General features: G+C 42.4%; 18 protein-coding genes. 8 read left to right on the top strand and 10 right to left on the bottom strand.

The features are described from left to right. Window positions 1-184: 184 nt before the first annotated feature. Window positions 185-985, bottom strand: coding sequence for a type I methionyl aminopeptidase (gene map, locus G561_RS0101305; protein WP_028857936.1), 801 nt, complete (start codon window positions 983-985; stop codon window positions 185-187). A gap of 650 nt (window positions 986-1,635) precedes the next feature. On the opposite strand from map, the gene rpsB reads away from it, so the two are divergent. Next, entirely contained in the window at window positions 1,636-2,424 is a 789-nt protein-coding gene (gene rpsB, locus G561_RS0101310) for a 30S ribosomal protein S2 (RefSeq protein WP_037031444.1), read from the top strand. Window positions 2,425-2,670: 246 nt separating this feature from the next. Next, a complete protein-coding gene (gene tsf, locus G561_RS0101315; RefSeq protein ID WP_028857938.1) occupies window positions 2,671-3,549 on the top strand; it encodes a translation elongation factor Ts in 879 nt (292 codons plus the stop codon). A 147-nt stretch (window positions 3,550-3,696) separates the two neighbouring features. Here tsf and ppc read toward each other — a convergent pair whose 3' ends face one another. Both ppc and G561_RS0101325 read right to left on the bottom strand, forming a co-directional pair. After that, window positions 3,697-6,477: a phosphoenolpyruvate carboxylase gene (gene ppc, locus G561_RS0101320; protein WP_028857939.1), complete on the bottom strand. Its 2,781-nt coding sequence runs from the start codon at window positions 6,475-6,477 to the stop codon at window positions 3,697-3,699. A gap of 226 nt (window positions 6,478-6,703) precedes the next feature. Beyond that, window positions 6,704-7,006: a monooxygenase gene (locus G561_RS0101325; RefSeq protein WP_028857940.1), complete on the bottom strand. Its 303-nt coding sequence runs from the start codon at window positions 7,004-7,006 to the stop codon at window positions 6,704-6,706. A 108-nt stretch (window positions 7,007-7,114) separates the two neighbouring features. On the opposite strand from G561_RS0101325, the gene G561_RS0101330 reads away from it, so the two are divergent. Continuing rightward, window positions 7,115-8,125 carry a DMT family transporter gene (locus tag G561_RS0101330; RefSeq protein WP_037031446.1) on the top strand — a complete coding sequence of 337 codons (1,011 nt, stop codon included), beginning with the start codon at window positions 7,115-7,117 and terminating at the stop codon, window positions 8,123-8,125. Window positions 8,126-8,204: 79 nt separating this feature from the next. Here G561_RS0101330 and G561_RS0101335 read toward each other — a convergent pair whose 3' ends face one another. Continuing rightward, window positions 8,205-9,590, bottom strand: coding sequence for a solute carrier family 23 protein (locus G561_RS0101335; protein ID WP_028857942.1), 1,386 nt, complete (start codon window positions 9,588-9,590; stop codon window positions 8,205-8,207). A gap of 317 nt (window positions 9,591-9,907) precedes the next feature. Here G561_RS0101335 and G561_RS0101340 point away from each other — a divergent pair, with 317 nt between their 5' ends. Further along, on the top strand, window positions 9,908-11,191 hold the full coding sequence (locus G561_RS0101340; protein ID WP_028857943.1) for an oxygenase MpaB family protein: 1,284 nt from the start codon (window positions 9,908-9,910) through the stop codon (window positions 11,189-11,191). A gap of 39 nt (window positions 11,192-11,230) precedes the next feature. Here G561_RS0101340 and G561_RS0101345 read toward each other — a convergent pair whose 3' ends face one another. Both G561_RS0101345 and G561_RS0101350 read right to left on the bottom strand, forming a co-directional pair. Continuing rightward, window positions 11,231-11,815 carry a protein disulfide oxidoreductase gene (locus tag G561_RS0101345; RefSeq protein ID WP_081794336.1) on the bottom strand — a complete coding sequence of 195 codons (585 nt, stop codon included), beginning with the start codon at window positions 11,813-11,815 and terminating at the stop codon, window positions 11,231-11,233. Window positions 11,816-11,884: 69 nt separating this feature from the next. Continuing rightward, the gene (locus G561_RS0101350; RefSeq protein ID WP_028857945.1) at window positions 11,885-13,522 is read right to left on the bottom strand and encodes a bifunctional GNAT family N-acetyltransferase/carbon-nitrogen hydrolase family protein; all 1,638 of its coding nucleotides are present in this window, start codon (window positions 13,520-13,522) and stop codon (window positions 11,885-11,887) included. Window positions 13,523-14,114: 592 nt separating this feature from the next. Here G561_RS0101350 and G561_RS0101355 point away from each other — a divergent pair. Beyond that, on the top strand, window positions 14,115-14,759 hold the full coding sequence (locus tag G561_RS0101355; RefSeq protein WP_028857946.1) for a BLUF domain-containing protein: 645 nt from the start codon (window positions 14,115-14,117) through the stop codon (window positions 14,757-14,759). Between the two features lie 80 nt (window positions 14,760-14,839). Here G561_RS0101355 and G561_RS0101360 read toward each other — a convergent pair whose 3' ends face one another. Further along, window positions 14,840-16,252, bottom strand: a complete 1,413-nt coding sequence (locus G561_RS0101360) for an FAD-binding oxidoreductase (RefSeq protein WP_051584301.1) — start codon at window positions 16,250-16,252, stop codon at window positions 14,840-14,842. Between the two features lie 463 nt (window positions 16,253-16,715). Between G561_RS0101360 and serA the strand changes: the two genes are divergently transcribed. The 3 genes from serA to G561_RS0101375 all read left to right on the top strand — a co-directional run bounded on the left by serA (window position 16,716) and on the right by G561_RS0101375 (window position 19,753). Next, complete coding sequence (gene serA / locus G561_RS0101365; RefSeq protein WP_028857948.1) at window positions 16,716-17,942, top strand: phosphoglycerate dehydrogenase; 1,227 nt, start codon at window positions 16,716-16,718, stop codon at window positions 17,940-17,942. 277 nt (window positions 17,943-18,219) lie between these two features. Continuing rightward, window positions 18,220-19,098: an MBL fold metallo-hydrolase gene (locus G561_RS0101370; protein ID WP_028857949.1), complete on the top strand. Its 879-nt coding sequence runs from the start codon at window positions 18,220-18,222 to the stop codon at window positions 19,096-19,098. Window positions 19,099-19,390: 292 nt separating this feature from the next. After that, the gene (locus G561_RS0101375) at window positions 19,391-19,753 is read left to right on the top strand and encodes a hypothetical protein (protein ID WP_028857950.1); all 363 of its coding nucleotides are present in this window, start codon (window positions 19,391-19,393) and stop codon (window positions 19,751-19,753) included. A 124-nt stretch (window positions 19,754-19,877) separates the two neighbouring features. Here G561_RS0101375 and G561_RS0101380 read toward each other — a convergent pair whose 3' ends face one another. From G561_RS0101380 to G561_RS0101390, 3 genes are all read right to left on the bottom strand, one after another. Next, the gene (locus G561_RS0101380) at window positions 19,878-20,936 is read right to left on the bottom strand and encodes a cation diffusion facilitator family transporter (RefSeq protein WP_051584293.1); all 1,059 of its coding nucleotides are present in this window, start codon (window positions 20,934-20,936) and stop codon (window positions 19,878-19,880) included. Window positions 20,937-21,000: 64 nt separating this feature from the next. Further along, complete coding sequence (locus tag G561_RS0101385) at window positions 21,001-23,331, bottom strand: primosomal protein N' (protein ID WP_028857952.1); 2,331 nt, start codon at window positions 23,329-23,331, stop codon at window positions 21,001-21,003. Window positions 23,332-23,442: 111 nt separating this feature from the next. Next, on the bottom strand, window positions 23,443-23,838 hold the full coding sequence (locus G561_RS0101390; RefSeq protein WP_028857953.1) for a Rid family detoxifying hydrolase: 396 nt from the start codon (window positions 23,836-23,838) through the stop codon (window positions 23,443-23,445). Between the last annotated feature and the right edge of the window lie 41 nt (window positions 23,839-23,879).

A 23,879-nucleotide genomic window follows, 5' to 3' on the forward strand; every position in this document is an offset into this window, starting at 1 on the left:
TTATTTTATAAAGAGGTTTGGTTTATAAAACAGCTCAGTTTATATCCACCATTTATAGCATTATTGTTGTAAAAAGCAGGCCACAATTAAGAGCTACTTAATTTATACAGTATAGAGCCATGTTAATAAGATTTGCATCATTTTTGCCAAAAAAAAGACTGCCTAAGCAGTCTTCTTTATTAAATTAAGCGGTTAAAAAACTTAAGTCTTCTTCTGGACGGGTAGTGAATACTTCACAGCCATTGTCCGTCACCATTAAAGTATGCTCCCACTGTGCGGTTAACTTGCGGTCTTTGGTAATCGCTGTCCACTGATCGGGTAGGATTTTGGTTTTCCAAGTGCCTTGGTTAATCATTGGCTCAATGGTAAAGGTCATGCCAGTTTTCAGCTCCATGCCAGTACCTTTACGGCCATAGTGCATCACTTGTGGCTCATGGTGGAATTGGTTACTGATACCATGACCACAGAATTCACGCACAATACTAAAGCGCTCAGGCTCTACCACTTCTTGAATGGCCGCACCAATATCGCCTAGGTGAGCACCGTTCTTCACCACGCTCATACCGGCGTACAACGCTTTTTGTGCCACGTCACAGATACGCTGTGCCATGATTGAACCTTCACCGATAATCCACATTTTTGAAGTATCGCCATAATAGCCATCTTTAATTACCGTCACATCAATGTTGATGATGTCACCTTCTTTTAAGATTTTATTATCGCTAGGAATACCGTGACACACCACGTGATTTACCGAGGTACAAATTGATTTTGGGAAAGGAGGGTGGCCATAGTTTAAAGGAGCAGGAATGGCACCTTGCTCATTAACAATATAGTCATGAGCCAACTGGTTCAATGCTTCAGTAGTTACCCCTTCTTTGACATGATCATTAAGCATGACTAAGACATCGCTAGCAAGTTTACCAGCAATGCGCATTTTTTCGATGGCTTCTGGGCCAAGTATTAAATTGTCTGTTTTACTCATAATATTTTTGTTTTCAAATTGGTTTGGAGAAATAAAAGACGGCTGATATATCAGCGAGGCATAGCATTAGCCACACGCAGGGAGGATCAGAGGTCTGATAACGATAGCTGCCTACTTTGTACTTGCTGTGGTTTATCTTTTTTTATTGCAAAACTTATTAACTGCAAAATTGATAACAGCAAAGCTTTTATATATAAATAGCTCAGCGCCTCGGGCAAATGCTATCTTTGTAACAGGCCTATTATATCATAGCCTTCATGATCGTTTATTTATAGAAGTGTTATGCCACTGATTTCTAGACCAACTTTATAGACTGCCTGCAGCCACACAGAGCTGGTGTAAATTGCCATCAAATAGGGCTAGGACAAGGCTTCTATCTTTGCTTTATTTGTGGTAAAATATTGACCTTATTTTCTTTCTGTCTTATGGGCAACCAAAAGCTTCGTCTATAAGATGTATTTAAAGTAAATATAGATTCATTTATTTAACCAATGACACACACATTGCGTTTAAGAATTGCTGGGTGTTTGTCGGCTTGATTAATTTGTTTGGTTTTACGGCTTATGGCTGATTAATAAAACAAATGCGTGTCGATAAATCGGTAGTTTTTGCAGTGTGGAGGCATAACCCAATTTTACTAAGGAATTCACATGTCAAACAGTCCAACTAATATGCCAATGCGCGACCTTTTACAAGCGGGCGCTCACTTCGGTCACCAAACTCGTTTTTGGAACCCAAAAATGAACCAGTATATCTTTGGTGCTCGTAACAAAATTCATATCATCAACCTTGAGCACACTGTTAAAGCGTTCAACGAAGCATTGACTTACGTTAACGGTTTAGCGGCTAAGAACAACAAAATATTATTTGTTGGTACTAAGCGTGCAGCAAGTGGTGTAATCCGTGAGCAAGCTTTACGTGCTGGCATGCCATACGTTGACCATCGCTGGTTAGGTGGTATGTTGACTAACTGGAAAACTTTACGCCAGTCAATCAACCGCTTAAAAGAGCTAGAAAAACAAGCTGAAGACGGTACTTTCGCTAAGCTAACTAAGCGTGAAGCGTTAGAGCGTACTCGTGCAATGGAAAAACTAGAGCGCTCTTTAGGTGGTATTAAAGACATGGGTGGTCTACCTGACGCTATCTTCGTTGTAGACGTTGACCACGAAGCTATCGCTATTAAAGAAGCTAAAAACCTAGGTATCCCAGTTATCGGTATCGTTGATACTAACTCAAACCCAGACAACGTTGACTACGTTATCCCAGCTAACGACGATGCTATCCGTGCCGTAACTTTATACGTTACTCGTATGGCTGATGCTATCATCGCTGGTAAAGAATACGCTAAAACACAAGCTGGTGGTGCTGCTGAAACTCCTGCTGCTGAAGAAGTTCAAACTGAAGAAGCTGCAGCTCCTGAAGCTGACTCAGCTGAGTAATAGAAGTAACAAGCAGAAGAATTGAGTTAAGTAACATTTTTTAGACGGTGCTGTAACTCAGCTTAAGATAGCTGAATGATAACAACGGTATTGCTCTAATCCGTTACTTAATCTCATAAGTACTCTATGACTTATTGCGGCATGATGTGGAAACCCTCGTCATGCCCTTGTCATTTTAGAAACTTACACTGCGCAATTAATCAAATAATTTTCTACACCATAACTACTCAAAATAGAGGAAAAGATATGTCTAATATTTCTGCTAAATTAGTAAAAGAACTTCGCGACCGCACCGGTCTTGGCATGATGGAATGTAAAAAAGCACTAGAAGAAACTGGTGGTGACGTTGAACAGGCGATCGACAACCTACGTAAATCAGGTCAAGCTAAAGCTGCTAAAAAAGCAGGTAACATCGCAGCTGATGGCGCTATCGTTATCGCTGAAGAAGGCAATAAAGCTATCTTACTTGAAGTAAACTGCCAAACTGACTTCGTAGCAAAAGATGATAACTTCACAGCATTTGCTAACAAAGTAGCTGAATTAGCTTTAGCCAACAACACTACTGACGTGGCTACTATCTCTGAGCTTGACTATGAAGATGGTCAAACAGTTGAAGAAGCACGTGTAGCTTTAGTACAAAAAATCGGCGAAAACATCCAAGTACGTCGTGCACAAATCGTTGAAGGCGAAAACCTAGCTTCTTATCGCCATGGCCTACGTATCGGTGTTGTGGTATCAACTGAAGGTGCTAGCGAAGAAACTGGTAAGAGCTTAGCAATGCACATTGCTGCATTCAACCCAGTAGCTGCTAACGATACTGATGTACCAGCTGATATTCTAGCTCGTGAAAAAGACATCGCTGAAGCGAAAGCTCGTGAGTCTGGCAAGCCTGACAACATCGTTGAAAAAATGATCGAAGGTAGCTTACGTAAGTACCTAGACGAAGTAGTATTGGTTCGTCAAGCTTACGTAATGGACAACGACAAAAAAGTTGGCGATGTTCTAAAAGCTGAAGGCGTAACTGTTAAAAACTTCGTACGTTTCGAAGTTGGTGAAGGTATCGAAAAGAAACAAGAAGACTTCGCTGCTGAAGTTGCTGCTGCACAAGCCGCTGCTGCTAAGTAAGCTTAAAGTCAGTTTTATATAGTCTGTCTGAATTGGAGATTAAGAGCTTAGCCTCATATAGTCTGATATCACGACTGAACTAATGATACGAAAAAGCCCATCACATTGTGATGGGCTTTTTCGTATCTCAAAGTTTATTTATAGCCTCTAGCCAGTATTACGTAAGCCAGCGGCTAAAGCATTAATACTACGAATTAAGGGATCTTCCACATCTAAGCTATTGTGAGCCTCTTGTTGCACTTTATCAGAATGACGTAGACGCTTTAACAGCTCAATCTGGATGTAGTTCATAGGGTCTAAGTAAGCATTACGCCATTCCAGAGAGTTTGCCAGCTCCTGTTGCCCAGATAGCAAGGATTGCTGCTCAAGCAAAGAGTTTAGCCCTGACTGAGTCAACTCATGCTCCTTAATGACAGCCTGCATTACCGTTTCGCGTAAAGTCTCATCTTCGCACAACTGACTGTAAGCACGGGCAATATTCATCTCTGATTTGGTGAAAGCCATTTCAATATTACTGATAAAGGCTTTAAAGAATGGCCAGTTATCATTCATCTCTTTCATTAGCGCTTCATCTTGCTTAACGCTATCTAAAGCACTACCGACACCGTACCAAGCTGGTAAAGTAAAGCGAGCCAAAGACCAACCAAATACCCAAGGAATAGCGCGGATGGTTGATTTGCTAGGTAAGCCTTTTTTACGGTGAGCTGGGCGAGAGCCAATATTTAATAACGAAATCTCCTGAACAGGCGTTGCTTGAGAGTAAAACTCATAGAAGCCCTCAGTGTTATCGGTAAGCGCACGGTACTGCTGTTCCCCAGCTTCTGCTAAGCGCGCAAATAATGACTCATAGCTTGTCAGCTGCTCTGGTTGTTCAACGAAGCGAGACGAGCTGGCCTTTAAGGCACCGGTGATACCCATAGTCAACTCAAATACTGCTGTATCTGGATTGGCGTATTTGGCATACAGAACTTCACCTTGCTCAGTGAATTTGATTTGACCATTTAGAGTGCCTGCCGGCTGAGCAGCAATGGCTTGGTGAGTTGAGCCGCCACCACGGCTAACAGATCCGCCGCGGCCATGGAAAAGACGGGTATGAATGCCGTACTTTTTGGCAATCTCAGTGATGGTCTGCTGAGCACTGTATAGTTGCCAAGCTGAGGTAATAATACCGCCATCTTTTGACGAATCTGAATACCCAAGCATAATCTCTTGAATATTGTCTGAGCCTTGCAATAGTTGACGATACAGAGGATTGTCCAATACCGCAGGCATAATATGATCGATGTTCTTTAAGTCATCGATGGTCTCAAACAGAGGGGCTACAGGCAAGGCTGCAAATAAATTGCCCTCATCATCAACACCGGATAGGCCAGCAAAGCGCATTAATAATAAAACTTCCAACAGTTGGCTGGCATTGTTGGTCATCGAGATGATGTAGCTACCAAAGGTATCTTCACCAACCAGTTTTCTTAACTTGGCAATACAGTTCATTAAAGCCAGCTGTTCACGAGTTTGATCACTCAAGTTATCGCTATAAATTAGCGGCGTACCAGGCTGCTGCAGAAGGCGAGTTAACCACTGCTGACGCTCTTCTTCACTAAGGTTACGATAGTCGGGTAGGTTAGAGGCGCTGTCAAAGATATCTGCAATAACTTCACCATGATAAGCGGAATCTTGACGGATATCTAACGAGGCAAGGTGGAAGCCGCAAGTTTTAACCAAGCGAATCATATCAAGCAGCAACCCCTTTGAGTGTGCTTCATCATGGACGCTGACACTTTGTCTAATTAGACGTAAGTCATCTAGTAGCGCCTCAGGACTAGAGTAGGCATAAGCTGCGGCCTCTAAATCTTCCCCTCGGCTTTGAATGTATTGATTGGTTGCTGAAATTTTCTCAAGGATTAGAGACAGCAGCCTACGGTAAGGTTCATGGTTGTAGTCCTCTGGGTTGTAGTAAAACACCTTCTGGTCTAGATCACGGTACTCCTCAATACGCTGATAGATTTCAGGAGAAATATCAACGATGGTGTCACTGTGAATCAGTTCACGGCGTAACTTTTTTAGGACAACGCGGTAATGACGTAGCACAGTATTGGCATGCATTAACACCGCCATTTCTGTGGTTTCGTGAGTAACAAAAGGGTTGCCATCTCTATCACCGCCAATCCAAGAGCCAAAGCGTAAGAAGGCGGGTAACGGATAATCAGAGAGTTCAGGATAGATATCTACAATGGCATTTTTTATATTGCGATAGACCTGTGGAATGGCGGTAAATAAACTGGCATTAAAGTAATGTAGGCCGTTATTAATCTCATCAAAAACCAAGGGTTTGCGAGTGCGGACCTCATCCGATGACCACAGCAAATCAATGGCTTCAGCCGTTTTTTGTTTGGCCTCTTCATAAGCTGTGCTGCCTTCAGGTAACTCATTTAGGGTATTGCTATGAGCATAAAGGGTCTGCAAGATGTTCATCGTAGTACGGCGACGGGCTTCAGTCGGGTGCGCAGTAAATACCGGTATAAACTTTAGTTGATCAATCAACTCTTTGATTTGATCCGCTTCAATATTACGTTCTTTACACTCTAACAAAGTGTGGCGAAACGAGCCTTCCCAATAATGGTAAGAGTTCTCTTTTAGGGTACGCCGCTCTTGTTGTAAGAAGTTTTCTTCTGTGAGATTGGCTAAAAAGAAATAAATTGAAAAGCCACGAATAACATTTTGTAGCGTCTTATTGTCTAAAGAAGCAATCAGATCTATTAGTTTTTGCTTATTTTTTGGGTCAGGGGAGCGGCGCTCTTGAATGAAGCCTTTGCGTAATACTTCAATCGTTTCAACCGTCTCTTGTCCTGCTTGGCGAGCAATAGCTTCCCCTAAAAATGAGCCTAGTAACCTGACGCGCGAACGTAAAACATTATTTTTCGATGGCATTTATTTGTCCTTAAATTCACAGCTCACATGCAGTGCGCTGTGTTTTTCTGTAATGGTATGGCTTATTTAACTCACTCTATTCTGTATATTGCATACATAAAGAGTGGGTTGTTCCCTTGTAAAAACTTTATAGAAATTTTCTAATTAAAACAATACCTGGTAATTAAAAACAATGTCGGAAAGTTAAGGACGTATCATCTACTTAAGATTAAATAATAAATAACTACTACAATTTGGCGTGACAAATCGCACTTAATTCTTCATTGATTTTGAATACCTTGGCTTTAATGTCGCTAAACCCAAAAGAGTGTAGTCTTTGGGTATGCTTATCTAGGTAGCGATGGGCATCATTTAGATTGTCGAAGACATAAATGCCTCCGGCCTCTTGATTCTCTTCATTTTCGGTCCAAATTTTTGAAATAAGACCAGGTTCGGTAGCAATGTCTTCAGCCAAGTCCTTCATGGCTATAAAAAAATCATCACCAAAGGGACCTGAGTATGGAAAGTCAACTTGTAGTAAGTATTTCATAGTGGTTCCTAAACAATATTCTTCAAACAGTGTCTTCTATATCTAAGGTAAGGTTATACTTATCACTATTCAAGTTAATTTTTATAAGGGATAGTGTTAGGTCGATTTATGATACAGCAAAAGGACAACTCGCAGCTGCCAGCGATCGGGCTGATTATTGGGTGCATTATATTTGGGTTAGGCAGTCTCATTGTTGCCCATGTCGAGGTTGGAGGCTATGCCATGGCCTTTTGGCGACTGGCGATATCAGGCATAGTTTTTACTATTTTGGCCGCAGTATTCCGCCAAAAGATGCCCAATGTTGATGGTAATGAGCATAACCCTAATCCTAATCCTAACAGTAACAATGCTAGCAGTCGCCTAAATAATAACAAAGCACTTGTTTTTGCGTTGCTGTCTGGCGCCTTCTTGGGTTTGGACTTGGCATTATGGCATGAAAGCATTTATGCGGTAGGCCCAGGTATATCGACTTTACTTAATAGCTTACAGATATTCTTTTTGGCGGCTTTAGGTTTCTTAATATTTAAAGAGCGTCAGACCATATTGCAGTTGATAAGCTTGGTGATTGCCCTAATGGGAGTAGTATTTATTGCTAGTCCTGAGTTTGCTAATAACAATCATGCTGCCTATGGCTTTGTGACTGGGATAGTTTCAGCCAGTATGTTGGCGGCATCGATGACTTTCATTCGCTTGACCCACCAAGCTTCACCAACGCCAATTTTTTTATTGATGCAGCGCATTAGTATTGGGGGTAGCTTGGCCATGCTGATCCCAATGTTTTTGTTTGATCAAGGCCAAATACTGCCAAAGTCGCTGTCTGATTTGGGCTGGATTATCGTTTATGGCACGGTGATGCAGTGCTTGGCTTGGGGGTTGATTGCTTATTCAATTCCTAAACTATCGCTGGCATTAACCGGGTTATTGCTGTTAAGTGAGCCTGTTGCAGCCTTATTCATCGACTATTTTTGGTTAGACAAATCGATTAATATCTTACAGTGGACGGGTGCTGGATTAACCATGTTTGCTATTTATTTAGGCTCGTTAAAACCCAAGGCTTTGACTGAAACTGCCAAGTTGCGACGTTATCGTTTTTTTTCCAGGTTCTATCGCCGCAAATAAAAAAAGCCCACAGCGTAAACTGTGGGCTTTTGCGTACTTAGACACTGAATAGATTTAACCAATAATTGGGGTAACCAACCTAAGCCGCACGCTTATTGGCGATTTCGCGGTTGAATAAAGCGTTCAACACGATGGCGGCTAGAGTGGCGGTACCAATGCCGCCTAAGTCGAAGCCACCTAAATGCAGGCTAAAGTTACCGGCACCCATAATAACGGTTACAGCAGCAATAATAAGATTGCTGTTTTTGCTAAAGTCAATTTTATTATCAATCCAGATTTTTACACCGGCCACAGCAATTAAGCCAAATACCACAATGGAGGCCCCGCCCAGTAGAGCAGGGGGTATGCTTTGAATAATAGCGCCAAACTTCGGTGACAGGCCTAAGAAGATAGCCACAATACCAGCCATAACAAAAATGGTAGTACTGTAAACCTTGGTCACTGCCATAACCCCAATATTTTCTGCATAGGTGGTTACCCCGGTACCGCCAAAGCCTGCCGAGAAGGTTGTGGCTAAGCCATCCGCTAAGAAGCCACGTCCAATATAAGGGGTGACATGAGACTTAGTCATACCCTCTACCGCCTTGAAGTGACCTAGGTTTTCAGCGATTAGAATAAAAGCAATGGGTGCAATAAGGATAATGGCATCCAAGCTAAATTCAGGCTTATGGGTTGTAGGCAAGCCAAACCAAGCAGCTTGTTGAACGCCACTAAAGTCAATGGGGGTCCCAAACCCCATAACGTTGGTCACCAGATAGTAGATCACATAGGACAGAATTAAGCCTACCAGTAACAGTAGACGGCGCAACATACCGCGGGTAAATATAGCCACGCTACTGATTAATACCACGGTTAAGGTGGCCATCCAAGCATCGAATTGGTTGGCGGATACCCCTTGTATCGTCACAGGCGCAAGGTTTAGACCAATGATCATCACAATCGCACCGGTAACCACTGGGGGCATCAATTTTTCAATCCAGTTGGTACCGACCTTCATCACCAGCAGACCCACTAGGGCATAGAGGATACCACACACCATAATGGCGCCTAGCGCCACATTTAGATTGGTATTAGGACCACTACCGGCGTAAGCTGTGGCAGCGATAACCGGACCAATAAAAGCAAAACTAGAGCCTAGATAACTGGGCATACGTCCGCCAGTCATCAAGAAGAAAAGGATAGTACAGATACCTGACATCAAGATGGCAAGGTTAACATCAAAACCCATTAATAAGGGGGCGAGCACCGTTGCACCAAACATAGCAAACGTATGCTGCACTCCTAACATGACACTTTTGCCGGCAGGTAAGTACTCATTAATAGCGACAGAATGCTGATCTAAATCCCCTTGAAAAGGCTTCCAGGTCGGGAACCATTTGCCATTACTAAAGTCGGGATCATACTCATATAAGGGGGTAGGTTCTACATTGTGAGGTGTGGGGGTATCCACAGGGCGAGGGTCCATAGGTAGTCCTTAGTGTGGGGTTATATTGCTGTATTAATGACGTTAATATAGAAGTTGACAGTAGTATTGTAAGGAAATGTATTATAGACGAATTTAAGAGGTTATAAGTAGGGTGTTACCCTGACAAATTAAAATAAACAATGAAATAATAGGACTATTAATAAAGTTGAATCTGCAGCAGTCTACATATGCTAAGTAGTATTAAAGCAATATAAGTTATACTAAATTAATAATAGTTGAGTCAGATTATAAACCTATTTAAATTTAGATTTTTTAATGCCTGTTATCGTTTTCATATTCGGTAGGGCAAATCTAACATGAGTAACTCAATGATTCGAAAGCATGGTCGTACCACAGAGATAACTCAGCATGCTGAGTTACAGGTATTAAAGCGAATTCGCAAATTCTTATTACCTAAAGACTTCAAAGTATCCTCAGCACTGCTTGAAGAGATGGCAGAAGGCTATGATATCGGTGATCCGGTCGTCGATAGATTACTTGCAAATAATCAAAAGTTCGCCAAGCCATTGCAAGCTTACATTGTTGACAAGTATGTAGACGCTGTATCGCGTCAACCAAATATTAAATCCAATAATGATTCTAACACCTCATCAGCCATTGACTTGGATTTAAATAGCGACTTAATTGATAACCCTGATTTTCAGCAGCTGGCCACTCAATTCTCTACTCATCCAGAGTGGTTTGACCCAGACTTAGCCGAAATTGGTGCCATAGCCTATCGCCGCTATCCCTTAATGCTGATTTGGTTACTAAGGAATGTGTCCTTAATGGCAGGATACAGTATTCCTGCTTTGTCACTGCCATTAATACAGACCGGTGCTTTGGTTCACGAGGCATTGCCTAGATTAATGCGCACCTACTCGTATATTTTGGCAGTTTCAGAACATCCTCAACTTAATGACGCCCCAACGGTATTGGCCATCGGTAGTGAAGGCTGGCGTCAGAGCATCAACGTGCGTCAAATACATGCCATAGTGAGGCAAAAGCTGACTGAACAAGGTTGGGATAGCGATTACTGGGGTATCCCTATTAATCAAACCGACATGGTGGCTACTCATCTCCAGTTTTCACTGCTTATCATGCGTGGACTAAGAATACTAGGCGCAAGAATTAGCGCCGAGGAAGCCAAAGGTATCTTGCATCTATGGCACTTAGCGAGTTGGTGGATGGGTATTGATTTGAAGCGTTTGCCACAGAATGAGACTGATTGCTGGGCTTGGCTCTATACCTATTTGGCAACCCAACATTTAGATTTTGAAGTAGGTAAACCCTTGGCAGATGCTCTGCATAGATTACCTTCGCAAATTATGGGTGAGGACAATAGAAAAGGCAGGTTTGTAGAACTGGTCAACGCCAGCGTGACCCGTACCCTTGTCGGTGATGATATTAGTGATGGATTAGGATTACCCAAGTCTAGACTACGTCATGGGGTATTGGTCAGTGTGCCTATATTATTTGGGTTAGATACTTTAAGACGTCATAATAGTAAGGCGGCTATTAAGCTTGAAGACTTTAGAGCGAAACGGCAGAATAATATGAACTGGTGGCTGCGACAGAATGACAGCTACTATCAAAATTAACTGCTTGGAGGATAAAGAAAACTTGAGACGAGCGTTAATCTAAAATAACGAAGATAACCACAGTCTTAATCTAAGAGACCATTCAGGTTGAATTCCGGTCAAACCTTGCTTCATCTCCCCGTCTTTTAGGACCACATAAGAGGGGGTAACCTGTCCCTCCCAGTCATTAAAGATCTTGCCAGATTCGTCATTGATGGTGGTGAATGAGTAGTTATGCTCGGTCATAAACTGCTCAATATCTTGATTGCTACCCGATTGAACTGCAATGCTTACCACCGGATAGCTGCCCGACTGTGCTAAGGAGTTTATTTTTGGAGAGGTGGTGCTACAGATAGGACACCAAGTTCCCCAAAAATAAACTAAGACGGGAGACTCGTGGCTCAAAGCTTCGATATCAACGCTTTGTCCTTGATAATCTGTCAATTGCAGCTGAGGATCAGCCGGCATGACCGGTTGTCGCCACCAGTTAATCACAGTATAGATAACCGCAAAGATCACCAAGTATTTAAGCGCAGACCAACCCCAAGAGAGTAGTTTTGAGTTCGGCTTTGAAGCCGAACCCACTACTGAGGTCTCGTTGCTTTTAGGTTGATAGTCATCCACTGACTTTTTGTCCTGTGTCATAGTTATTCATATCTTTAATAAATGAGTGGGTTCTGAAGCCAGAGAAGTCTCAAGCCAAACAGCTTTTAATTAAAAAGGTTTGGTCGCTCTATCGTGCATAGGCACACCTTCGGTGACGCTATGAGAGTTTTGTTTTAACTCTTCTCGTGAGCTATTTTCCACAGACTTTTTGGCTTTTTTCTTCCATTTTAGGGTAAATAAGTCCTCACGGCGGTCTTTTAAGTTATTGACAGAACCTTCATTACGCACATGAATAAGCTTATCTAAGTCTAAGTCTGAGAAAAATACCATCTCCGTATTGGCTGTGGTTTCCGCCATGATTGAATCGTGTGGGAAAGCAAAGTCAGATGGAGAGAATACCGAAGATTGAGCGTACTGGATATCCAAGCTCTCAACTTGAGGTAGGTTACCTACAGAGCCACAAATCATGACATAACATTCGTTTTCGATGGCACGAGCTTGGGCACAGTGGCGAACTCGCAAATAGCCGTTTTTGGTGTCTGTCCAGAAAGGAACGAATAAGATGTCCATGTCCTCTAGTGCCAATAGACGGGCTAGCTCTGGGAACTCTACATCATAACAAATCAAAATACCAATACGACCAGCATCGGTGTCGAACACTTGTACTTTGTTGCCGCCTTCAATGACCCAGGCACTACGCTCATGCGGGGTGATGTGGATTTTGCGTTGTTCTTCCACAGTACCATCACGGCGGCATAGGTAGCTGACGTTATAAAGCACTTCTTCGTTTTCATCAAATAAAGGCATAGAGCCGGTAATAACGTTAACGTTATAGCTGACTGCTAAATTTGAGATCTCATTTTTAAACCACTCGGTATAGTCCGCTAAAAAGCGAATAGCAACGTTTTGATCGGTTGAATCACACAGTCCCATTAGTGGCGCATTAAAGAATTCTGGTAAGCAAGCAAAGTCAGCATTATAGTCGGCCATAATGTCAACGAAGAACTCAACTTGCTGCAATAACTCTTCAGGAGACTCCACCTCACGCATCTGCCACTGAATGCCACCAATACGCACATCTGTTTTGCGAGTGTTGGGCTTATATTCTTGTGGCTCATAATAGATGTTGGCCCATTCTAACAAAGTCGCAAAGCCTTTAGATTGCTTATCATCAGGCAGATAGCCGGTTAATATGCGTTTAACAATAAAGCCATTTGATAGCTGGAAGGATAGAGTAGGGTCGTATATCTCACGGTTCTCAACGGCATCAATATACTCACCTGGAGTCATGTCTTGGTAGCTGTGATATTTGGGGATACGGCCGCCTGCCAAAATGGCTCTGAAGTTCATCTGACGGCATAATTCTTTGCGTGCATCATAAAGACGGCGACCCAAACGATAGCCACGATAATCTGGATCGATTAGGGCATCGATACCATATAATGCATCGCCTTCAGGGTCATCTTTGATAATCTCACGTTGTCCCAGTAGGTCGTCATAAGTATGAGGGTTCGAGAATTTTTGATAATTGACCCGCATGGTTAATACCATGCCAATTAACTTATCATGGTCAAACAAGGCGATTTGTCCTTCAGGGAAGGAGTCAATCAGAGTATGGACAGTGTTTTTTGACCAAGCACCGCCTAAGTTAACGTAAACACGGTCCATTAAAGTTTTTAGTTGAGGGTAATCTTTTTTCTTGATTTCAGCTATTTTTAAGTGAAAGTCTTCAGTTTTTTGGGTCATGGAATTACTCGTCACGAGGATAAAAAAGTTTTCGATTTAAAGTAGGAAAGCTTTTTTAGATATAAAAGAATTTTGTAAATATAAAATCAAAGAGTCACCAACTTAGGTGGTGTCATCCGCAAATAAATAAGAAAATATTAATAATTTACAAATAGCCAAGAGAATACTGGCAATTAGCGCCAAGTATGCATTCATTAATAAGCGCTAAGTAGCAATTATTGAGCAGTCATTGCTAAGTGCTGGTTAGTAAGCATTTACGTATTGTAAAAAAACATATTATAAAGGCCAGGGTGTAGATGAAAACTGAAGAATTGTAACCTACCTACCTTTGTTGTGAATCAGTGTTAATACCCTTATTGCTTTCAGACTAAAAATCAAGTCAGTCTGCATAGATAACTGATCCGGGCTATAAAAAAAGAAAGTTTATGGCGTATATAGCTAAGCTAAAAATGCTTGAAATAACAAATATTTAATTTATCTGTTAATAAGTATATAAAAAACGTAATTTATTGTATTATTGACATTAAATTATGTATGCTCTATTTAATTCTACTTTGGATAACAAACTGTGGTGCATACTAAGGACTAAATTATGCCTCTCAACGAACACAGTACGGCCACGGCGTTAAGTAAAATAGAAGACAATGCTTTGGTTCGTTTGGTCTATGCTAGTAGTCTGACTTTCAAAAGCCGTTTTAAGCCCGCTATTTTTCAGACTGTAGAGCAAGATGCTCGTCAGTATAATCAACAGAACGGGATTACAGGAACACTTTGCTACGGAAACGGTCAGTTTTTGCAATGCTTGGAAGGGCAAAAAAAAGTACTATTGCCTTTGCTACAAGAGATTTTTGATGATACTCGGCACAAAGAGACAAAAATACTGATAGTACAACCTATTGAGCAGCGAGACTTTAGTAACTGGGGTATGCGCTTGATGTTTCTAGAGCGTTGGCTGTGGTCTCCTGAAACCAAAAAACAAGCCGATACCTTGTCTAGATTTCTTCCTTTTAAACCCAGTCAATGGAATAGGGAGGAAACGGAAGAGTTCCTACAGGCCATTCAAAAAATACAAACACCACCCCATATTCAGGAGTCAGGCATTAGTCTCAATGCGTTGGGGAATATGATTCACCACGTGGTTGGACCGCATCAGGCATTTATCCTGGTCCAAAGTGTACTGGCTATTTTGACCATTGTGGCCATAGTATTATTGGTAAAATGCCCTTTAGTTAGCTAAAGGGCATTTTTTTAAGAAAAATTATGATTTAAAAAGAAATAAAGTTTAAACAGTATTATGCGACATGGTATGAAGCTGACTTAAACATCAAAAATCTTGCCACGGTTCATAATACCTTTTGGATCAAATACCTGCTTCAATTCCTTTAAGTACTCAATCTCAGTTTCACTGCGGCTATAGCTTAGATAAGGCTTTTTGGTCATACCTACACCGTGTTCTGCTGATACCGAGCCGCCATATTTTTGCACGGTCTGAAACACTAAGTCGTTCACGCTTTGGCACTTTTCAAAGAATTCATCCTTAGATAAGTTCTCCGGCTTTAGGATGTTTAGATGTAGGTTTCCATCGCCAATATGACCAAACCAGCAAATCTCAAAGTCAGGATAATTAGTGTTTACTACGGCCTCGATGTCTTTAATAAATTCCGGCACATAACTAATCAGCACTGACACATCGTTTTTGTACGGAGTGAAGACAGAGATAGTTTCTGAGATATATTCACGCAGTTTCCACAGCTCAGCTGCCTGCGATAGGCTTTGACTCATTACCCCATCTACAATCCAGCCGTTCTCCATACACTGCTCAAACATGGCCATGGCTTTATCCATAATAGGCTCATATGGTGCTTCAAACTCTAGTAGTGCATAGTATTTGGTACGCGCTTCAAATGGCTGCTGAACATGTCCGGTGGCCATTAATTTATCAATTGCCACATCATCAAAGAATTCAAATGCGGTTAAATCTAACTGTGATTGGAAAGCAGACAACACATTCATCACGTGCTCAAACTCATCCATACCAAATACCATCACTGTTAAATCTTGCGGCGCCCGCTCAAGTTTCATCTGAGCTTTAGTGACGATACCTAGCGTTCCTTCAGCGCCGATAAACAAGTGGCGTAAGTCATAACCGGTGGCATTTTTAATCATACCGCGGTTCAGCTTAAGGATATCGCCTTTACCAGTAACCACAGTTAGGCCCAAAACCCAGTTACGGGTCATGCCATAACGAATCACTTTAATACCACCAGCATTGGTACCGATATTACCGCCAATTTGACTTGATCCTGCCGAAGCAAAGTCAACAGGGTAATACAAGCCTTTGTCTTCAGCAAATTGCTGTAATTGCTCAGTGATGACACCGGCTTCAATCTCAACCATTCTGTCGGCTGGATAAAACTCACCGATTCTATTCATTTTATCTAGGCTAATGACAATCTCACCATTGCTGGCCACAGCGCCTGCAGACAGACCGGTACGGCCACCGCTTGGTGTTACGACGATGTTGTGCTCATTGGCAAGCTTAATCACCGCTTGGACTTGTTCGGTTGATTTGGGGAAAACAATGGCACAAGGAGCAGGGGCAAAATGTTTGGTCCAGTCTTTACCCCAGTACTCTAAGCTCTCAGCGTCAGTTTTGATTTGGCTGTCGTCAAAGCCGTAAGCAGTGGTTAGGCTAGTGAGTAGAGCAGATAATGCTGCAGGGTCTGTTATTTGATCTTTTGAAAGCTCTGGAGCATCAACTAATGATTGATCTGAGCTGTGTGCCAGTTCATGAGCAGCGGAAGTATTACTTGAAATATTGGATGCAGTCATATTAGTCTCTACAGAAGTCTAGGATACAAAACATGTGAAAAACAAACAAAAGCCAGTTGCGATAAGCCGCATAACTGAAAGTTTATCATTATAGTCGTATTTGACAGGGCTTTATTCATAATTTAGTCTGCCAAAATAATAAAATATGTTATAAGATAGTTATATTATGACATAGTGCTAATGGAGGATGTAAGTCGCAGTTTGAGACGAGCGACTTTAGTTTAGGGTAGTCACCGAGATAGTGGCTCACTTTACGTCATATTATTCACTTTTAGGCTTGTTATGGCAAAGTGATACCAGATAAGGTTAGTAGTTAATAACCCATTGAAAATTAATAACCCATCAAAATAAGGGCAAAGACATGGCATTATCGCTTGAGAAAGATAAAATACGTTTTTTACTGCTAGAGGGCTTACACGAGAACTCACTGAAAGTTTTAAATGATGCGGGCTACACCAATATTGAATATCTAACGCATGCTTTAGATCCTGACGAATTAGCAGAAAAAATTAAAGATGTTCATTTTATCGGTATTCGCTCACGCACTCAGTTAACCCGTGACATTCTTGAGCAAGCAGAAAAACTTATTGCAATCGGTTGTTTCTGTATCGGTACCAACCAAGTAGACTTAGAAGCTGCTCGTGAGTTTGGTATTCCTGTATTTAATGCCCCTTATTCAAATACCCGTTCAGTAGCGGAGCTGGTATTGGCTGAAGCAATTATGCTTTACCGTGGCATCCCTGAGAAAAACGCTGTGGTACACCGTGGTGGTTGGGGTAAGTCCGCTAAGAACTCACATGAAGTTCGCGGTAAAGTGATGGGTATTGTGGGTTATGGCTCAATTGGCTCACAGTTATCAGTACTTGCCGAAAGCTTAGGTATGAAGGTTATTTATCATGACGTAATGACCAAGCTACCTCTAGGTAATGCGGTGCAAGTGGGTAGTTTAGAAGAGCTATTACAAAATGCAGATATCGTTACTCTGCATGTACCAGACCTACCAAGTACACGTTATATGATGAAAAAAGAGCAGTTTGATCTAATGAAAGACGGCAGCTACTTTATTAATGCGGCGCGTGGTACTTGTGTGGAAATTGATGACTTAGCCGCTGCTATAGAATCAGGTAAAATTTTAGGGGCTGCAGTAGACGTCTTCCCGAAAGAGCCAAAGTCAGCAGATGAAGAGTTTGAATCTCCACTGCGTAAGTTTGACAACGTTATCCTAACGCCGCACATTGGGGGCTCTACTCAAGAAGCACAAGCGAATATTGGTCTTGAAGTGGCAGAGAAGTTTGTTAAATACTCTGACGCTGGTGATACCACTACTTCTGTGAACTTCCCTGAAGTTAGTATCCCAGTTAAAGAAGGCTCACACCGCTTACTACATATCCACAAAAACGTACCAGGCGTACTGTCACAAATTAACAGCTCATTCGCTAGTGCCGGCATTAACGTCTTGGCACAAAGCTTAATGACTGAAGGCGATGTGGGTTATTTGGTTATGGATGTAGACAACCGTAACTCAAAAGAAGCCTTAGATAAGTTAAGAGATATCAAAGAGACTATTCGCGTTCGTGTTTTGTTCTAAGCAATTCAGTCGAAGCAAGTAAGTAAATTAAATAACTTGTTCTAAAAAAAGCTGGCTATGGCCAGCTTTTTTTATGGGTTTGATTTCAGGTAGCAAATGTTACAGTACTAACATTATGCAGCGAATGTTACGAGATTAGGCTGACATTTAACACAAAAACCAATACTACTATTACTATGCCTATATATATTACATATTTATATATATTATCATCTAGTAACTACAACCGTTTTCAGGCATTATAAAGTCAAACAGAATTTACAATAGAAGGAATCCTATGCAAATTAAATCGTTCTTACATGAGGATACAGAGACTTATACTCACGTATTAATTGATGAGGCCAATAAGCTGTGTGCCATTATTGACCCTGTATTGGATTATGATTTTAAATCAGGTTATACCAGTACCGAGTCGGCGGATGAGGTGATTAGTTATGTCAAAGAGCAAGATCTAACCGTAAAATACATTATCGAGACTCATGCTCATGCAGACCATCTTAGCTCAGCACCGCATATCAAGCAGCAGCTTGGTGGTGAGCTGGTAATAGGTAGGCACATCACTGAAGTTCAAAAGATATTCAAAGAGGTGTTTAATCTAGAAAACTACTTTAAGACAGATGCCAGTCAGTTTGATAAATTAACTGAAGAAGGTACTGAGTTTATGCTAGGGGATATCAAGCTTAGCGTAATGCATGTTCCAGGACATACCCCAGCAGATATGGCTTACGTGGCGCAAGATACGACCGATAGTGAGCGAGCGCTGGCCATCTTCGTTGGGGATACATTATTTGCTCCAGATGTGGGTACAGCTCGAGTGGATTTCCCAGGGGGAGATGTCGATGATTTGTATCACTCCATCCAAAAGATATTATCGCTACCTGGAGATACTGAAATTTATCTGTGTCATGACTATCCGCCAGAAGGGCGAGAGCACTGTCCAGTGACTACAGTCGCAGCAGAAAAAGCTGGCAATATTCATGTCAGAGACGGGATCAGCCAAGCTGAGTTTACCAAGATGCGCACTGAGCGCGATGCCACACTTGAGATGCCAAGACTCATCATTCCTTCGGTTCAAGTCAACATTCGTGCTGGCGAGATGCCAGAACCAGAAGATAATGGGGTTCGTTATTTAAAGGTACCAATCAATACTCTGTAATGATTGGCTGTCTTAAAAGGAGGGTTGAGACAATTTACAGGTATTCAAATTGAGGTGTGCTAAAGCTCAGGCTAGTAAAATAGCCTGAGCTTTTATTTAATCAGCCAAAACTTTATGATAATATAATAAACCATCATCGTGGGTTTAATGGATAGCTAAGTTATTGATAACTCTATCACTGCAACTTCCAGCACGATATAAAACAACTCTGGTAAAGCGCATGAACCTGTACTCCGACACGGTCCGTTGTGCCTTTTAAGATTCGTTTCAGTCGGAGTTCTAGGAGTCTATAATGTGTGAATTTCAAACCCTTGCTGCTACAGCAGCGGCTACTAATTCCTTCCAATATACCCCTCGATATAAGCCAAAGTGTCCACTGGCAGCATTGGCTGTGCAACAAATTATCTCACTTCAACTTCGATCGGCGGATATCGTAAAGTCGATGGGTTATCCTAAGAAGCACACATTTGCCGCCACGGATCGCCTGCGTTACGTTCTTTGTAGCAAAAACTTGGGCTTAGATGGCAGCTATATCGATCCCTTTTATAGTGCTGACGAATTTGTGATTGAGCTATTTGCTATTTTGCAAATAAAGCCTGATCAATATCAACAAGAGGTTAAGTCCATTCTTCATACGTTACAGCAACCAACATAAGCATGCCGTCGGTTAGAGTAGATGGCTGCTTAGATAGCTGAGACAACCTATGCAGACGTAGAGGCAGACATAGACAGGATTTCCGCATGGAGGCTGTCTATGTCCGTATGTGTTGCAAAGAGTATCAATGATGATGACCAATATGGCTGTGACCATTGTTAGGAGTGTCTATCTCATCTAAAGCACAAACTATGGCATCTAATCTATTATGTGGGTGCTCAATGGATTCGACTTGAATGGTAGTGTGGCTAATACCTAATTGTGCCAAGCTATGCTCAAGCTCGTGAATCAACTCACTGGCTTCTAAGATGCGTAAGTCTCCATCAACCACCACGTGACAAGATAGGGCATGGATACCACTGGTGATACTCCACACATGCAAGTCATGAACGGTAATAATATGCTCATGAGACTCAATGGTTTCTTTAACCTCATCCAAGCAAATCTCTTCTGGGGTGCCCTCCATCAAGATATGTGTCGAAGCTTTAACCACTCGATAGCCACTGATTAAAATCAAAATAGCCACCACAACTGATGCTACAGGGTCAGCCCACCACCAGCCCATCCACATCATTGCTAAAGCAGCAACAATGGCAGCCACCGACCCTAGTAGGTCTCCTAATACATGCAAATAGGCACTGTGCATATTAAGGTTTTGAGCTCCTGACTCAGGATCTTCATGGTCATGACTATGAGAGGCACCGCCACGGTGTAGCATATAGGCCACTATCAAGTTGACGGTTAAACCAATAGTAGCAATGATTAACATGCCCTTAGAAGCAATGTCTGGGGGAGAGGTGAAGCGCCCAATAGCCTCCCAAACAATCATCAAAGCAATAATAATTAGGGTTGCGCCATTGGCTCCCGCGACCAAAATTTCAAAACGTTTGTAGCCGTAAGTCTTCTCTTTATTGGCTTCTTTTTCACCAATTTTAAAGGCCAGTAAAGTGGCTCCCAAAGCAGCCGCATCAGACAGCATATGCCCGGCATCCGATAATAGAGCCAAACTGTTGGTTAGGACACCACCGACAGCTTCTACTAACATAAATACTGTGACTAGAACGAAGCTAAACAGCAAAGTACGACGCTGCTTACTCATATCTCGAGCGGTGGGCTCATCGTGAAAGTGCGGTGGCTCATGAGCATGAATAGGCTCATGATTATGATCACTATTTGAGGTCATAGCTGCTATTAATCTCCGAAAAGTTATGATTAGTAAGTCTATATTATAAATCAAATTTAGGTGGCTACCAGCCTACGGGATCAACATCCAAGGTCAGCTTAAGGTATTTGGCTGAAGGCAGCTGTAATACTTGGGGCCACCAAAAGTTTAATAGTTGGTGCAATGGTTGACGCTGTTTGGATAGTAATAAAAGCTGGCTGTGATAGCGACTGTTTTTCATTTTCATTGGGGCATCAATGGGGCCCAAGATTGCCAGGTCATGCGGGGGCATAAGGGCGATGGCCTCTTTTAAGACCTGAGTGGCCCGTTGTAAAGTTTTCGCTTCACAGCGAATTAAAGCCCCATGAGTATAAGGGGGCAGACCTAACATTTTGCGCTCTTTTAATAACTCAAGAGCAAAAGGCTGATAGCCATCACGCACCAGCTTGCGTAGTAAGGGGTTTTCAGGCTGTACAGTCTGGATTAATACCTTACCAGGCTTATTGCCTCTTCCTGAGCGGCCGGCAACTTGGATAATTAATTGTGCTGTGTGCTCTGGTGAGCGAAAGTCCGGGGACAAAAACCCGCGGTCGGCATTTGGTAAGCATACCAAAGTAACATTCGGGAAGTGATGTCCCTTAGCCACCATCTGGGTCCCCACTAAAATGGCAGGCTCGCCAGTATTAATACGCCGATATATGTCCTCCCAGCTGTCTTTTTTTCGAGTAGTGTCTCGGTCGATTTGAATGATGGGATAGGTTTTTTTGCTGGTTTGAGGGTTTGAAAAAAGAGCGTGTAAGCTTTCTGTCAATCGAGTTGTTCCCATACCCACAGCATTTAAGTTGACACTTGCACAGTCTGGGCAGGCCAGGGGGATAGAGGCTTGCCAGTCACAATGGTGACATTTTAGATAGCTGGGCTGATTGGTATTGAGCTGACTGTGATGCACTGTTAAATGGGCCTCACAGCGAACACAATCTGCTTGCCAACCACAGGCTTCACACAGCAAGATGGGGGCATAGCCACGACGATTTAGAAATACCAATACTTGATCACCAGCTTCCAAGGTGTCGCGTATAGCACTGATGGTATCCTCTGTCAGCCCTGTGTTTTGTGAGTGCTTTAAGTTTGGCAATAGGGAAGCTTGCTCGCTGGGAGTGGCTGGTAAGTTACTAAATTGAGTAGGCTTATCACGGGCATCGACTAATTGTAAGGTAGCCGCTTGGGCATTACCGGCACGCTGTGTGAGGACAAGCTCGGTCAATTTGCCATCTTGAACCAACTTTAAATGCTCTAAGGAGGGGGTTGCTGTGCCTAATACCACGGGGATCCCCAATTGATAGCCTCGATATAGCGCCACATCCGCCGCATGATAGCGCAAGGTGTCTTGCTGTTTATAAGACTGATCATGCGATTCATCAACGACTATTAGCCCTAAATTAGCAAAAGGATGCAAGATGGAGGAGCGGGTGCCGATAATAATTTGAGCACGTCCTTCACGGCAATCCTCCCAGCCATGCATACGCTGAGTATTATTAAGCCCAGAGTGTAGCAGTAGAATATTGGCTGCAAAGCGCTCTGCAAAGCGGGCTCTAGTTTGCGGCGTTAATCCAATCTCAGGAACCAATACCAGTACTTGCTTGCCAGCCTCCAGCACAGATTGCATTGCCTGCAAATAGACTTCAGTTTTACCACTGCCTGTCACTCCATTTAATAAATACCCGCAGTATTTATCTTCTTTGGCAGTTGCCACAATGCTATCCACGGCGTGTTTTTGTTGCTCATTAAGCGTCAGTTGCATCTTCGCCAAAGTGACCGGACTGGGCGCTGCTTTTGGTTGTAAGTAGCGTTCAATTAAACCTTTTTCTTCCAATAGCTTTAAGAAGGGGCGCTGCATCCCCTCTAACAGTAAAGTATCTTCGCTCGCACCATGTTCTCCATGTAATTTTAGCAGCGCAAATTGCTGTCTTTGCTTATGGGCGCTACTATGGAAATCATCGTCACTCACATTAGGCAGGATGCGCCAATGAGTAATCAATAAGTCGAGAGGTTTGCCTTGACGAATTAACGTTGGCAACATGACGGAGAGCACATCGCCTAAGGGATAGTGATAATAACTTGCCAACCAGCGGGCTAAAGACAGCATCTGCTGACTTAATAAGGGCTTAGTATCGATAACCTGTTTGATGGCTTTTAGTTTATTGACTGGGACATCACTAGAGCTGCTATCAATATGATCAACAACGATGCCGATTAAAGTTTGCCGGCCAAAGGAAACTTGCACTCTTCCTCCAATAGGGGGAAGGGCGGAAGCGTTGTCATCAGCAACACTTAGTTTATCTGAAGATTTATTTAAGGGGGGAAGATAGTCGAATTCACGATAAAGAGGAACCGGTAGGGCGACACGAATCAGCATCAGGTGGAAGCCTCCTTAAGAGAAAGGTTATAAACTAAAGCCTGTTTAGTTTATAACCTAGTTTATCAGCTAGAAGTAGCTAGAAGTAGCTAGACGCCAATAGTTGAGCCATTAGTCTTCGATAAATAAGATAGATTCAATCTCAACGACACCACCTTTAGGTAGAGCAGCTACTTGAACCGCAGCACGGGCAGGGAATGGTTCAGACAGGCGCTCAGAGAAGATAGCGTTTAACGCAGCAAAATCGTTTAAATCGGTTAATGATACGTTGAATTTCACCACATCACTTAGCTTACCACCAGCCGCTTCACAGATAGCTTCGATGTTGTCCATAACTTGAGCAGCTTGGGCATCAAAGCCGTCACGAAGCTCCATAGTTTCTGGATCAAAACCCAGCTGACCTGAGATATATACTAAGCTACCGCCAGCTGATGGAATTTTCACTGCTTGTGAGTAGGCGCCAACGGCTGCTGGGGCTTTATCGGTATGAATAATTTGACGGGCCATAATTATTTCCTTTTTTTATTGATTAAGATGGATAGTTTATT

It is taken from the genome of Psychrobacter phenylpyruvicus DSM 7000 = NBRC 102152 (genome assembly GCF_000685805.1).
GTDB classification, from domain to species: Bacteria; Pseudomonadota; Gammaproteobacteria; order Pseudomonadales; family Moraxellaceae; genus Psychrobacter; species Psychrobacter phenylpyruvicus.